Below are 12769 nucleotides of genomic sequence, written 5' to 3' on the forward strand. Positions count from 1 at the left end.
AGGGGCCGCACGGGATCTGGTGGTAACACAGTGTCGCCTGGGACGATGTTCTTGTGACACACTCGCGTGGTGTGTCCGGCCGGTCGTGCCCGCCGTGCCCACCCACGCAGTCTCGATCGATACCACCGGAAGTGACCCATGACCTTCGACCGCCGCACCTTCCTCCGCCGTGCGGGACTCGGCGCCGCCGGCGCCGGTGCCCTCGCCGCGGGCCTGTCGCCCGCCGTCGGCGCGCAGTCCTCGATCCCCGCCCCCCTCGGAGCGCTGCCCGGCGCCGGAGCCGGCGTCCCCATCGGAACCCTGCTCGACTACGCCGCGGGCCCGCCGTCGGGTGCCGCGGTCCGCGCGGCCGGCCACCTCGGCGCGGTCCGCTACTGCTCGCGCCGCCGTCCGGGTGCGGAGTGGATGACCGGCAAGCCACTGCTGCGCCGTGAGGTCGACGACTTCCGCGCCCACGGCCTGTCGATGGTCTCCTGCTACCAGTTCGGCAAGGACGCCACCGCGGACTGGAAGGCCGGCGCCGGCGGCGCCGACCACCACGCGCCGATCGGCATCCGCCTCCACCGCGAGGCCGGCGGCCCGGCCGGCGTGCCGATGTACGTGGCGATCGACGACAACCCGACGCGCTGGCAGTTCGACAACCAGATCGCGCCGTACCTCGACCGCTGGCGCGGGCACCTGCACGCCGCGGGCATGACGCTCGGCGTGTACGCCAACGCGCCCACGATCGACTGGTGCCGCCAGCGCGGCCTCGGGCAGTACTTCTGGCAGCACGACTGGGGCTCGGGCGGCCGCCTCAACCCGGCCGCCACCCTCCACCAGAAGGCCGGCCGACAGTGGGCCGTGGGCGGCGTGATGAGCGACATCAACGACGTCTACGCGCTGGACTTCGGCCAGTGGTGGCCGCTGGACCCGATCACGCTGGCCGCCGGCAGCCTGAGCTGATCGGCGGGCCGCGCGCCGTCCGGCACGGGGCGGGACCGTCTCAGTCGACGGTGATCTCGCCCATCGTCCCCCACTCCTCGCCGTCGAGCGTGGTGTTGAGGATCCGCGGCGTGCGCTGCAGGTATTGCGCGGCGCTGCCGGTGAAGTCGGCGAAGTGCTCCGAGTTCACGTGCTCGGCGGGGGCGTCGCCGTCGCGGAACGCCTCGCACAGCAGGTAGGTGTTCGGCTCGTCGGTGGAGCGGTACCAGTCGAACCACAGGTTCCCCGGCTCGGCGCGGGTGGCCTCGGTGAATGCGCGGGTGATCTCGATCCAGCGGTCGGCGTACTCGGGCTTGACGTCGAATCGGACGTTGATGAGCATCATGCCCCCATGATGCCGTCCGAACGCCGCCGCCGGGGGACGTGACTCGCACACGGGGCGGGAACAGGCCTACCCTGGGCCGGGTGACCACCGAGTTGAGCACCGCGAATCCCTGCGTCGCGCCGTCCGGGGCGGGCGCGTCCGTCCGCGCGGTGTGGGATCGCCTGTCCGCCGACGCCCGCACGAGCCGGGACGAGCCGCTCATCGCGGGCCTAGTCCTGGACCTCATCGACGGCTGCGACGACCTGGCGGAGTCGCTCGCCCGGCTCGCCGCCTCCCGCGTCGCGACCCCGGAGATCGGCCGCCACGTGCTGGAGAAGGAGATCCGGGGCGTCCTGGCCGAGGACCCGCGGCTTCTCGAGGCGGTCGCGGCGGACCTCGTGGTGAGCCACGAGCGTAACCCCGCCTACCCCAACTACCTCGTGCCGTACCTGTTCGCGAAGGGCTTCCTGGGCCTACAGGTGCACCGGGTGGCGCACGAGATGTGGAACTCGGGTCGCGTCATGGCCGCCTCGTTCCTGCAGAGCCGGGTCTCGGAGGTGTTCGGGATGGACATCCACCCGGCGGCCCGCGTGGGCTCGGGCGTGATGATCGACCACGCCACCGGGATCGTCGTCGGCGAGACCTGCGTGATCGGTGACGGGGTCTCGATCCTCCAGAGCGTCACGCTCGGCGGCACGGGCAACGAGGACGGCGACCGGCACCCCAAGATCGGCTCGGGCGTACTGCTCTCGGCGGGCTCGATCGTGCTCGGCAACGTCCGGGTGGGCGACTGCTCGCGGGTGGCCGCCGGCTCGGTGGTGCTCGACGAGGTGCCGCCGCACACGACGGTCGCCGGGGTGCCCGCCAAGGTGGTCCGCCGGCACGCCGACTCGCTGGTGCCCGCGGACCGCATGGATCAGGAGATCGACCCCGCCGGCTGATGGCCGCGAGGGGCACGACGCGACATGCGTGTACTGGTGGTGGACGACGAGCCGGCGCTGCGCGAGAGCGTGCGCCGCGGGCTCGTGTCCGGCGGCTGGACGGTGGAGACCGCACCCGACGGCGAGGAGGGCCTCTACCTCGCGTCGGAGGGCGATTTCGACGTGGTGGTCCTGGACATCATGATGCCGCGTCGGAGCGGGTACGACGTGGTGCGCGAGCTGCGCCGCCGCGGGGTGTGGACGCCGGTGCTCATGCTCACCGCCAAGGACGGGGAGTACGACGAGGCCGACGCGTTCGACCTCGGCGCCGACGACTACCTGGTCAAGCCGTTCTCCTTCGTCGTCCTCGAGGCGCGCCTGCGCGCGCTCGTCCGGCGCGGCGCCCCCGAGCGGCCCACCGCGTTCACCGCCGGCGACCTCGTCGTGGACCCCGCGGCGCGCGAAGTGCGGCGCGGCGAGCAGCGCATCAGCGTCACCGCCCGCGAGTACGCGGTGCTGGAGTTCCTGATCCGCAACCGGGGCCAGGTGGTGTCCAAGGCGCAGATCCTGAGGGCGGTGTGGGACGCGGCCTACGACGGCGACGACAACATCGTCGAGGTCTACGTCGGCTATCTGCGCCGTAAAATCGATGCGCCGTTCGGGGCGCGCGCTATCGAGACCGTGCGCGGCCAGGGGTACCGGCTCGTCGACTCCACCGCCGCGCGGTAGCCCCGGGTCTCAGTCGTCCGGCGCGCCGAGGGGCTCCACGGGCAGCTCGACGACGAAGCGGGCGCCACCGCCGGGAGCGTCCGCGACGTGGACCGACCCGCCGTGTGAGCGGGTGATCTCGGCGACGATGGCCAGGCCGAGCCCTGACCCGCCGCTGTCGCGGCCGCGGTCGGCGTCCAGGCGCGCGAAGCGGTCGAACACGGTCGCGCGCTGGTCCGGCGGCACGCCCTCGCCGTCGTCGTCCACGGTGAGCGCCGCGCGCGGCGCGTCGGGGGCGGAGCGGTCCACGGTGAGCTCCAGCGTCACCGCGGAGCGGGCGTGGCGGCGCGCGTTGTCGGCGAGGTTGCGGACCACGCGCAGCAGGGCGTCCGGGTCGCCGACGAGGCGGGCGGGCTCCACCCGCACGGTCACCTCGAGCGGCGCGCCGGCCCCGGGGCCGCCGACGCCGCGGAGCCGGGCGGCCTCGGACAGCACGATGTCGTCGAGGTCGGTGTCCTCGCGCCGCAGGGGGACGCCGCGCTCGTCGTTCTTGGCCAGTAGGAGCAGGTCCTCGACCATTGAGCGCATGCGCACCACCTCGGGCAGCAGCAGCTCGTCGACGGTCTCCACGTCCACGGGCGTGCGGGAGGTGGAGGAGAGCTCGAGCATCGTGGACAGGGTGGACAGCGGGCTGCGCAGTTCGTGGGAGGCGTCGCCCACAAAGGCGACCTGGGCGGTGCGGGCGGCGTCCAGGCGGGCGAGCATGGCGTTCATGGTCCCGGCGAGGCGGGCGATCTCGTCGTCGGCCTCGGGGACGGGGACGCGTTCGCCGCGGCCGGAGGAGGAGATGTCGGCGACGCGGGTGCGGATGGACTCGACCGGGCGCAGGACACGCCCCATGGAGTAGGAGACGAACACTGCGGTGGCGAGTCCGGCGACGGGCACGAAGCCCAGGAAGAGGACGGCGCCGGCGTCGAGCATCGTGGCGTAGCGGCTCGTGTCCGTGCCCACCTCCACGACGAAGGTCGCCCCGCCGAGGTCTACGCCCACGGAGGTCACCCGCAGCTCGACGCCGTCGGGGGAGCGCACCTCCTGCTCGAGGATCTCGCCGACCGCGGGCACGGGCAGCGGGCCGAGCCCCTCGAGGCCGTGGGTGACCTGGGCGGCGAGCAGCCGGTTGCCGGGCCCGGCGATCCGCACGAGGTCCACGCCGGAGGCGGGCTGGGAGATGAGGTCGAATGCGGCGCCGGGTCCGTGCCGGATGAGGTCGGCCGCCACGTTGAGGGCGCGCTCGCGGTCGGTGGTGTCGATCGCGTCGTGGACCGCCCAGCGCAGCACGAGCCAGGCGCCGCCGGCGGCCACCGTGAGCACGAGGGTGACGATCGCGGTGGCCACGACCGTGGTGGTGAGGCGGATGGGCCACCTGCGGGGATGGGCGAGGAGGTCCCGGTTCACGAGCACGCGTCCATTGTGCCGGTCGCCGGTAGGGTTCGAGCGGTGAGGGAATCGACGCACACCGGACCCGAGCCGCGCCTGGGCATCACGTGGACCGAGGACGCCGACGGCGAGTTGACCTGGCATCAGATCGTCGCCGACCAGGTGGTGGCGCCGGAGGGCCGCTTCGCACTGGGCGGGCTCGCGGTGCTCGTGGACTCGGCGCTGGGCAGCGAGAACCACAAGCGGCGCCCCGGCGGCACGTGGACCGTCACCACCGAGTTGCGCCTGGACCTGCTCGCCACGCCGCGGGCCGGCTCGGCGGGCCTGGGGGTCCGCGCGGCCCACCTCGGCGACGACGGCCACTGCCTCACCACGCGCGGCGAGGTGCTCGACGACGACGGGCGCGTGCTCGCTGCCGGCTTGGTCAAGTCCATGGAGATCCGCGGGATCGAGGGTGCCGACGAGTACGACGAGGAGCCCCCGTGGGCATCCGCCCTCGTGCCGGGCACGCTCGCCGAGGTGCTGTGCCTGGACCTGCGCGAGGCCGCCCCGGGGCCGACCGGGGCGCGAACGGTCGAGGGGGTCATCGCCCCGGAGCCCTCGCTGGCCAACCCGATCGGCGCGCTCCACGGCGGCGTCTTCGCTGCGGCTGCGGAGACGGTGGGCGCGGCGTTGTTCTCCCACGAGCGGCAGGTCAGCTCGTCGTCGCTCGACGTCCGGTACGTGCGGCAGATCCCGCTGGTCGGGCCGGTCACCGTGCGCGCCGAGGCGCTGCACGACGGGCGCAGCTGGGGCATCGCGCATGTGGAGACGCGCGACGAGCGCGGCCGGGTGAGCGCCACGGCGACGGTGACGGTGTACGGCGACCGCTAGGTTGGTGATACATCAACATTCATGTAGGTTGGGGTCGTACGGTAACGACGACCGGAAGGTAGGCCCCACATGAAGATCGGCATCGTCCTCGGCAGCATCCGGGAGGGTGCCAGCGGAGACTCCGTGGCGAAGTGGGTGGTCGAGCAGGCGTCCTCCCGCGACGCGGCCACCTATGAGCTCGTCGCGCTCCGCGACTTCGACGTCCCGCTGCTCACCTCGGCGACCGTGCCGGGGGCGGCGAAGAAGCAGTACGACGACGAGCGGGTCACCCGCTGGAGCCGGGCCATCGACTCCTACGACGCCTACGTCTTCGTCACCCCCGAGTACAACCACGGTGTCCCGGGCGGGCTCAAGAACGCCTTCGACTCCCTGGGCGACGAGTGGGCCGACAAGCCCATCGCCTTTGTCTCCTACGGCGCCGAGGGTGGCGTCCGCGCGGTCGAGCAGTGGCGCCAGATCGTCGCCAACTTCCGCATGTACGGCGTGCGCCAGCAGGTCTCCCTGAGCCTGTTCACCGAGTTCGGCGAGAACGGCGCGCAGCCCAACGAGCGCCGCGCCGGCGAGATCGCCACGCTCTTCGATCAGCTCGAGGACGCCGCGCGTCGCTTTGCGTGAGTCGGCCCGAGAGCAGTGGGCCCGCCCTCCGGTGGATCGGAGGGCGGGCCCGCCCGCGTCGTGTGCGTCGCGCGTCAGTTGAGCGCGGCGAGCGCGGCGTCGTAGTCCGGCTCGCTGGTGATCTCGTCCACGAGCTGGGTGTGGGTGACCTTGCCGTCGGCGTCGAGCACCACGACGGCACGGGCGTTGAGGCCGGCGAGCGGGCCGTCGGTCATCCGGGTGCCGTAGTCCTCGGCGAAAGACGCGCGGAACGTCGAGCCGGAGGTGGCGTTCTCGATGCCCTCGGCGGCGCAGAAGCGGCCGAGTGCAAACGGCAGGTCGGCCGAGACGTTGACGACGGTGGTGTTGTCCAGGCCGGCAGCCTTCTCGTTGAACGTGCGGACCGACTGCGCGCACACGCCCGTGTCGACGCTAGGGAAGATGTTGAGCACGACGCGGCGGCCCTTGAGCCCCTCCGAGGTGACCGCCGAGAGGTCCGAGCCGACGAGGTCGAACGCCGGCGCGGCGGAGCCGACGGCGGGGAGCTCGCCGGACGTGGTGACGGGGTTGCCCTTGAATGCGGTGGTTGCCATGCGTCCGTTCTACCGGATGGCGGGCTGCTCCGTCTGGTCCACGGCCCGCCACAGGTACCGCGCGGCCACCGAGCGGAACGGCGCCCACGACCCGGCCCGGTCCAGCATCTCGGCCGGCGTGGCCCGGCGCTCCAGGCGCAGCGTCCGCTCGAAGCCGCGACGCACCCCCACGTCGGCCACCGGGAACACGTCGGGGCGGTCCAGGAGGAAGATCAGCAGCATCTCGACCGTCCACCGGCCCACCCCGCGGACGGTGGTGAGGGCGGCGACCACCTCGTCGTCGTCGAGCCCCCGCAGCTCCTCCAGGGTCGGGATCCGGCCGGTGACCACCGTGTCGGCGAGGTCGCGCAGCGCCGCGACCTTGGGGCGCGAGACGCCGCAGGCACGCAGCTCCTCGTGGCCCAGGGCCGCCACCCGCGCGGGGTCGAGGTGGCGCGGCACGTCGGCGTCGGAGGCGCGGTCCCGGAGGCGCCCGGCGATGGTCGCGGCGGCCTTGACGGAGAGCTGCTGGGAGAGGATCGACGACGCCAGCCGGTCGAACAGGGTGTGCGGCCCGGCGTCGGGCGCCGGGGCCAGGGTGCAGGGCCCGACGACGTCGACGAGCAGCCGCAGATCACGATCCGCCGCCCGGAGGTGCCGGACCGCCTCCGTCCTGCTGTAACCCGCGTCCATAGGGGGCACGGTACGCCCGGATCCCGGGGAGTACCCGTCGGCGGGTAACGTCGGTAGAGTGGGCGCCGATATCCACCGGGTGAGGAGTTCCCCGGTACGGGGGAGAAGACCAACCTGGGGGAGGACCCTGATCGTGCGTGACCTCAATCGTCGTCTGGCCGCGGGTGCGGCCGCCGTCGCTCTCGGACTCGGCGCCGGCGCGGGCACCGCGTCCGCCGGCTCGACCGACATGCCCTCGGGAACCGCGCTCGTCAACGGCGCCACGATGCTCGGCTGCCAGTTCGGCGGGCAGGAGATCCTGCAGGCGTGCACCGAGATGGAGCTGCTCACCACCGACGACCCGGCGCTGCTCACCGTCAACCCCTTCACCACGGACATCGTGATCCTCGGTGCCGGGCTGTACCCGGACGGCGGCATCCGCCCCGTCCTCGAGGAGCGCCTGCGGACCGGGCTGCGCCTGGCCAACGACTTCCCCTTCGCCCGCGTCGTGGTGACCGGCGGCGTCCCGCAGAACGGCCGCACCGAGGCGCAGGCGATGTCGGAGTGGCTCCGCGGCGCCGGCGTGGCGCCGCACCGGATCTCCGAGGAGAACCAGTCCAACTCGACGGTGCAGAACGCCCAGTTCAGCAACCGGCTCTTCTACGACCGGGGCACCACCGGCGCGGTGATCGTCACCAACGACTTCCACCTCAAGCGCGCCATGCTCAACTTCCGGCAGGCCGTCGACGGCCGGATCCCGGTCGCGGGCGTCGTCGCGCGGGGGTGACGGCGAGGGCGGTGTCGTCCGCCGGTCCCTAGACTCGCCGCATGCCCCACACGCTTCTGTCGGCCGCCGAGGGCGGTGACCTCGGCGGGATCGCCGGCTGGGCCGTCGACGTGATGGGCGCCCTCGGGGCGCCCGGCGCCGCGCTCATCGTGGCGCTGGAGAACGTCTTCCCACCCATCCCCAGCGAGGTGATCCTCCCGCTCGCCGGGTTCGCCGCCGCCCAGGGCACGTTCTCGCTCGCCGCGGCGATCATCTGGACCACCGTCGGCTCCCTGGTGGGCGCGCTCGTCGCGTACGGGCTCGGCTACTGGCTGGGCGCCGAGCGGGTGCGCGCGCTGTTCGAGCGGGTCCCGCTGCTCAAGGTCGAGGACGTGGAGAAGACCCAGGAGTGGTTCGCGCGCCACGGCCCCGCCTCGGTGTTCCTCGGCCGCATGGTGCCGGTCGTGCGCTCGCTCATCTCGATCCCCGCCGGGATCGAACGCATGAACTTTCTGCTGTTCGTCGTGCTCACCACCCTCGGCAGCCTGCTGTGGAACGCGATCTTCGTGGTGGGCGGCTACCTCCTCGGCGCGCAGTGGCACCGGATCGAGGCCGTGGCCGGGTGGTTCTCCGACGCGGTGGTCGGTCTGCTCCTCGTGCTCGCCGCGGTGTTTCTCGCTCGACGCTCGTGGCAGGCGTGGGCGGCGCGGCGCGGGGCCCGCGCACCACGGGAATGACGACGACGGGGAATGACGGAGCCGGCCACCGCGTTGGGTGATGTGACAGCAACAATGCCGTGACAGTTCCGCCGTCGTCCCCGAGGAGGCCCCCGTGTCCGCCATCCGCCAGGTTGTCCCGCTCGCCCAGCAGTGGCCGGGCGTCGATCCGTTCCTCTTCGCCGTCCACCACCGCGACGAGTTCCCTGCCGCCGACGGCGACACCATGCGCCCCGCCGCCCCGCTCACGGGCCGCGACCTGGGCCAGGACTTCTCCGGCACCGACGGCTGGTCGATGTACCACGGCACCACCGTGCCGGGCTTCCCGCAGCACCCGCACCGCGGCTTCGAGACGGTGACGGTGGCACTCGAGGGTGTCATCGACCACACCGACTCCCTCGGCGCGGCCGCCCGCTTCGGAAACGGCGACACCCAGTGGCTCACCGCCGGCGCCGGGATCGCGCACGCCGAGATGTTCCCGCTCCTGCGCGACGACGCGGCCAACCCGCTCGAACTGTTCCAGATCTGGCTGAACCTCGCGCCCGAGGACAAGGACGCCGACCCGCACTTCGCCATGTTCTGGGGCGAGGAGACGCCGGTCGTGGTGCGGGGCGAGGAGGGTGCGCGGGCGCGGTTCCGGGTCATCGCCGGTGAGGTCGACGGAGTGCGCGCGCTCGCGCCGCCGCCGGAGTCGTGGGCCGCGCGTGAGGAGAACCACGTGGCGATCTGGATCGTCACCCTCGACCCCGGCGCTTCGACCGAGCTCCCCGCCTTCCCCGACGAGGCCGTGCGCACCCTCTACAACTACGGGGGCGCGCTCACCGTGGACGAGCGCGAGCTCGGCTACGAGGCGGCCGTACTCGAGCCGGCGCCGGTCACCGTGACAGCGGGCGACGACGGCGCGGCGTTCCTCGTCCTCCAGGGCCGGCCGATCGGCGCACCCGTCGTCCAGCACGGGCCGTTCGTCGGCACCTCCCGGGAGGACATCGTGGCCGCGATGGACGACTACCGCGCCGGCCGTTTCGGGCAGTGGACGCTCGAGCGGAACGATCCCGTGCACGCCCGCGGCGAGGGGCGGTTCGCCCGCTACCCGGACGGGATCGAGCACCGGCCGGGCGGGACCGCCTGACGGGCGCCGCGCCGGCCGGTCAGGCTGGCGGCCACCCCGATCGCAGCAGGTCCACGCTCTGCCCCTGGCCCAGGATGGACTGCCGCATCTGGTCGGAGAGGAACTCCAGGAGCGCCTCGGACAGGGGCGCGTGGTCGGAGGAGACCGCGTCGCGGTCCACTGCCACGTGCAGGTTGTGGGCAAAGGCGTCGACCGCGGTCTGCGCCACGCAACTGTGCGTGGACACCCCGCACAGCAGGAGGTGCGCCACGCCGAGTCGGGCGAGTTCGGCGCGCAGGGTGGTCTCGACGAAGGCGCTGTCGCGGGTCTTGGTCACCTCGACGTGGCCGCCGACCTCGAGCCCGTCGAGGAACCGGGCCTGTTCGCTGCCGGGGAAGGCGAAGCCCTCGCCGTCCTCGCGCATGTTGAGCGTCCACGTGGAGCCGTCGCGGGCGTGCTCGGTCCGCACGAGGATCACCGGCCGGCCGGCCTCGTGGGCGGCGCGGATGAGCTCGTTGACCCGGCCCACCAACTCGTCGCGCATCTCGGCGAGGTCGGGGAACTCGAAGTAGGAGTTCTGCATGTCGATCACCACGAGCGCCGTCTCGCCGGTGGGCTGCGCGAGTGCGCCCGCCGCGCGGTCCTCCTCCGGGCGCCACCAGGTGTCGGTCACCTCGACGGGTGTCGTCCGCTTGTGCCGGTTGCGCTTCCAGGCGGCCTCGATGGTCTCGGCGGCCTCGTCGGGGACGGTGCGGCCCTCGAGGTAGTCGTCGATGTCGTCGTAGCGCAGGCCCAGCTCCTCCTCGTCGGTCTGGCCCACGTTCTCGTCGAGCAGGTCCGCGGTGGGCACCTTGTCCCACAGCCGCTGGGGCGCGCCGAGGTGGCGGAGCAGTTCGCGGGCCTGCCGCTTGTTCAGGCCCGACATCGGCAGGACGTCCGCGGCGCCGTCGCCGAACTTGGTGAAGAACCCGGTGACGTTCTCGGCGGCGTGGTCGGCGCCCACCACGAGCAGCCCGCGGTCGCCGGCGAGCGCGTACTGGGCGACCATCCGCAGCCGAGCCTTGGCGTTGCCCTTGGTGAAGTCGGTGAGCTCGGCGCCCACGGCGTCCCGGAACTCGGTGTTGAACGCGTCCACGGGCGGGGCGACGTTGACCGTCACCACCTCGTCGGCGCCCACGAACTCCACGGCGGCCACGGCGTCGTCCTCGTCGTGCTGCACCTTGTAAGGCAGCCGCATCCCCACGAACACGGCCTCCCCGCCGGCGTCGCGGACGCGCTCGGCCGCGAGCTGGGCCAACCGCCCGGCGAGCGTGGAGTCCACGCCCCCGGACAGGCCCAGCACGTAGCCCTTCGTGCCGCTGGCCGCGAGATAGTCGGCGAGGAACGCCACGCGTCGCTCCACCTCCGCCGCGGGGTCGATCTCGGGCCGGACGGCCAAAGCGTCGATGATTCTCTGCTGAAGCGGGCGCATAGCCCCCAGTGTGGGAGGTCGGCGCGCGGCGGCGCCACCGGGGTCAGGCCCCCGGCCGCCCGGCCCGATCTGCCCGGCCGCGGACGAAGGCGCCCACGGTCTGTGGCCACGCGGCGACGTCGGCGGGGGAGCGCGCCACCCCGAGCCGGGCGTCCGGGAGCAGCTCGGCGAGGTGTTCGGCGACCTCGAGCGGGTGGGAGGCGTCGTCGGGCCACGCGAGGAGCTGCACCGGCACCGCGATGCGTGCCACCTCCTCTCGCGGCGGCAGGTCGGTGGCGGCGGCGCCGCGGAAGGCGGCGGGCAGCCACGCGTCGGCCACGTCGGGTGCGGTGGCGGGCAGGTCCGGGTCGATCGCGGGGGACGTGGGTGGCCGCCACGTCCGCTCGGCCCACCGGGCCACGCCCCAGCGCTCGACCTGGCGGGCGCCGAGCTCGTAGGTGCGCGCCTGCCCGTGCCGCCACTCCCACACGGTCGGCGGGATGGCCAGCGTGAGCGAGGCGAAGCGGGCCGGCTCCCGGACCGCCGCCGTGAGCAGCGTCGCGGCGCCCATCGACGCGCCCACCCCGTGGACGGGACGGCCCGGGAAGGTGGCGTCGAGCAGGGCGAACAGGTCATCGGCCAGGCGCGGCCACGTGTAAGCGGCGGGGTCGGGGGAGCCGGGGCTCTCGCCGTGGCCACGCGCGTCGTAGCGGAGCACGCACAGGCCGTCCTGGCCCGCCGTGAGGTCGCTCCCGGTCGACTCCGCGCGGCGCCGGCTCGAGGAGAGTCCGTGCAACTGCACCACGGGGAGGCCTCCGGCCACGGCACCGCGGAGGTCGTGGGAGAGATCCGGCCGGGTCACGCTCACACCTCCGGCCCTCCCGGGTTGCAGCGCTCGCCGACCATCGTGCCCTCGTCCACCACCGGGCGCCACGGCTCGAGGTTCCACGTGGGCTTGTCCGGCTCCACGAGGCGCGCCCAGGTCCAGTGGCAGGCGAACTGCTCCCACATGCCGGGGGCGTCGGCGTCCGGGGCCAGGGCGAGCACCTCGCCCCACGCGGTCGCCGCGTCGTCGGGACCCTGGGTGGCGCGGCCGCCCGGTGTCGGGGCGACCCGCAGCGTGCTGCCGAGGTCGGTGTCCGACCAGGTCGCCGACGCCACGTACGGCCCATTTAGCGAGATCGGAGCGGTGGTGGTGGCGGTGGCCGGTACCGACGGCGGGGTCACCGGCACGACGGGCGGGAGCGGTGAGGGCGGCGGGGGTGGTGACGACGAGGTGACCGCCGAGGTCGCCGCGCCCGCCGCCGGGCCGGCGTCCGGGGCGTCTACGTCGGGCGCGCAGCCGGCGGCGCAGGCGGCCGCCGCCACGAGCACGAGAGGTGTCGCGGAGGCCGGGCGGAGGAGGTGGGGACGCATCGGGCGCAGTCTGCCACGGCGTCGTCGCGTCGAGGAGGATCGACGGAAAGGGTTGCGCCGAGGCGCCCGTGGCGGGATCCTGTGGCACTGAGGGATCACGGTGTCCGCGGACCGCCCGCGGACCGCCCCGCCGACAAGGAGTGTGACAGTGTTCGACCTCTCCCAGTTCCAGGCCGTGTGGGACAGCATCTTCCCGACGGTCTTCGGCCCGCTCGCCGCGTCGGTCGACACCCTCGGCGCGTCCGTCGA

15 protein-coding genes and 1 pseudogene are annotated in these 12769 nt (G+C 73.5%); 8 read left to right on the plus strand and 8 right to left on the minus strand.

Annotated elements, in window-relative coordinates; translation table 11 throughout:
* Window positions 1–138 precede the first annotated feature (138 nt).
* Window positions 139–945 carry a DUF1906 domain-containing protein gene (locus tag ACH0BZ_RS05190; protein ID WP_406896912.1) on the plus strand — a complete coding sequence of 269 codons (807 nt, stop codon included), beginning with the start codon at window positions 139–141 and terminating at the stop codon, window positions 943–945.
* A gap of 40 nt (window positions 946–985) precedes the next feature.
* On the opposite strand, the gene ACH0BZ_RS05195 is transcribed toward ACH0BZ_RS05190, so the two are convergent.
* A complete protein-coding gene (locus ACH0BZ_RS05195) occupies window positions 986–1309 on the minus strand; it encodes a putative quinol monooxygenase (RefSeq protein ID WP_406896913.1) in 324 nt (107 codons plus the stop codon).
* An 80-nt stretch (window positions 1310–1389) separates the two neighbouring features.
* On the opposite strand from ACH0BZ_RS05195, the gene epsC reads away from it, so the two are divergent.
* The gene (gene epsC, locus ACH0BZ_RS05200; RefSeq protein ID WP_406896914.1) at window positions 1390–2229 is read left to right on the plus strand and encodes a serine O-acetyltransferase EpsC; all 840 of its coding nucleotides are present in this window, start codon (window positions 1390–1392) and stop codon (window positions 2227–2229) included.
* Window positions 2230–2253: 24 nt separating this feature from the next.
* The gene (locus tag ACH0BZ_RS05205; protein WP_406896915.1) at window positions 2254–2937 is read left to right on the plus strand and encodes a response regulator transcription factor; all 684 of its coding nucleotides are present in this window, start codon (window positions 2254–2256) and stop codon (window positions 2935–2937) included.
* A gap of 9 nt (window positions 2938–2946) precedes the next feature.
* On the opposite strand, the gene ACH0BZ_RS05210 is transcribed toward ACH0BZ_RS05205, so the two are convergent.
* Entirely contained in the window at window positions 2947–4377 is a 1431-nt protein-coding gene (locus tag ACH0BZ_RS05210) for a sensor histidine kinase (protein ID WP_406896916.1), read from the minus strand.
* Window positions 4378–4413: 36 nt separating this feature from the next.
* Here ACH0BZ_RS05210 and ACH0BZ_RS05215 point away from each other — a divergent pair, with 36 nt between their 5' ends.
* Both ACH0BZ_RS05215 and ACH0BZ_RS05220 read left to right on the plus strand, forming a co-directional pair.
* Window positions 4414–5226, plus strand: coding sequence for a PaaI family thioesterase (locus tag ACH0BZ_RS05215; protein ID WP_406896917.1), 813 nt, complete (start codon window positions 4414–4416; stop codon window positions 5224–5226).
* Between the two features lie 69 nt (window positions 5227–5295).
* Complete coding sequence (locus tag ACH0BZ_RS05220) at window positions 5296–5841, plus strand: NADPH-dependent FMN reductase (protein WP_406896918.1); 546 nt, start codon at window positions 5296–5298, stop codon at window positions 5839–5841.
* Window positions 5842–5915: 74 nt separating this feature from the next.
* Here the strand turns inward: ACH0BZ_RS05220 and tpx are convergent, their stop codons facing one another.
* Together tpx and ACH0BZ_RS05230 are read right to left on the minus strand one after the other, a co-directional pair.
* On the minus strand, window positions 5916–6413 hold the full coding sequence (tpx, locus tag ACH0BZ_RS05225; protein WP_406896919.1) for a thiol peroxidase: 498 nt from the start codon (window positions 6411–6413) through the stop codon (window positions 5916–5918).
* Window positions 6414–6422: 9 nt separating this feature from the next.
* Window positions 6423–7085 (minus strand): DNA-3-methyladenine glycosylase family protein, encoded by a 663-nt coding sequence (locus ACH0BZ_RS05230; RefSeq protein WP_406896920.1) that lies wholly within the window; start codon window positions 7083–7085, stop codon window positions 6423–6425.
* 133 nt (window positions 7086–7218) lie between these two features.
* On the opposite strand from ACH0BZ_RS05230, the gene ACH0BZ_RS05235 reads away from it, so the two are divergent.
* From ACH0BZ_RS05235 to ACH0BZ_RS05245, 3 genes are all read left to right on the plus strand, one after another.
* The gene (locus ACH0BZ_RS05235; RefSeq protein WP_406896921.1) at window positions 7219–7851 is read left to right on the plus strand and encodes a YdcF family protein; all 633 of its coding nucleotides are present in this window, start codon (window positions 7219–7221) and stop codon (window positions 7849–7851) included.
* Window positions 7852–7892: 41 nt separating this feature from the next.
* Window positions 7893–8567 (plus strand): DedA family protein, encoded by a 675-nt coding sequence (locus ACH0BZ_RS05240; protein ID WP_406896922.1) that lies wholly within the window; start codon window positions 7893–7895, stop codon window positions 8565–8567.
* A 94-nt stretch (window positions 8568–8661) separates the two neighbouring features.
* Complete coding sequence (locus ACH0BZ_RS05245) at window positions 8662–9675, plus strand: pirin family protein (protein WP_406896923.1); 1014 nt, start codon at window positions 8662–8664, stop codon at window positions 9673–9675.
* 19 nt (window positions 9676–9694) lie between these two features.
* On the opposite strand, the gene ACH0BZ_RS05250 is transcribed toward ACH0BZ_RS05245, so the two are convergent.
* The 4 genes and pseudogenes from ACH0BZ_RS05250 to ACH0BZ_RS05265 form a co-directional block, all read right to left on the minus strand.
* On the minus strand, window positions 9695–10327 hold the full coding sequence (locus ACH0BZ_RS05250) for a cysteine hydrolase family protein (protein ID WP_406897126.1): 633 nt from the start codon (window positions 10325–10327) through the stop codon (window positions 9695–9697).
* Window positions 10307–11125: pseudogene (nadE, locus tag ACH0BZ_RS05255) on the minus strand (ammonia-dependent NAD(+) synthetase); the annotation flags it as partial. The pseudogene nadE and the gene ACH0BZ_RS05250, both read right to left, overlap by 21 nt.
* A gap of 43 nt (window positions 11126–11168) precedes the next feature.
* Window positions 11169–11966 carry an alpha/beta fold hydrolase gene (locus tag ACH0BZ_RS05260; RefSeq protein WP_406896924.1) on the minus strand — a complete coding sequence of 266 codons (798 nt, stop codon included), beginning with the start codon at window positions 11964–11966 and terminating at the stop codon, window positions 11169–11171.
* A 2-nt stretch (window positions 11967–11968) separates the two neighbouring features.
* The gene (locus tag ACH0BZ_RS05265; RefSeq protein WP_406896925.1) at window positions 11969–12520 is read right to left on the minus strand and encodes a DUF2599 domain-containing protein; all 552 of its coding nucleotides are present in this window, start codon (window positions 12518–12520) and stop codon (window positions 11969–11971) included.
* Between the last annotated feature and the right edge of the window lie 249 nt (window positions 12521–12769).

Source organism: Dietzia sp. 179-F 9C3 NHS (genome assembly GCF_045369825.1).
Taxonomy (GTDB): Bacteria; Actinomycetota; Actinomycetes; order Mycobacteriales; family Mycobacteriaceae; genus Dietzia.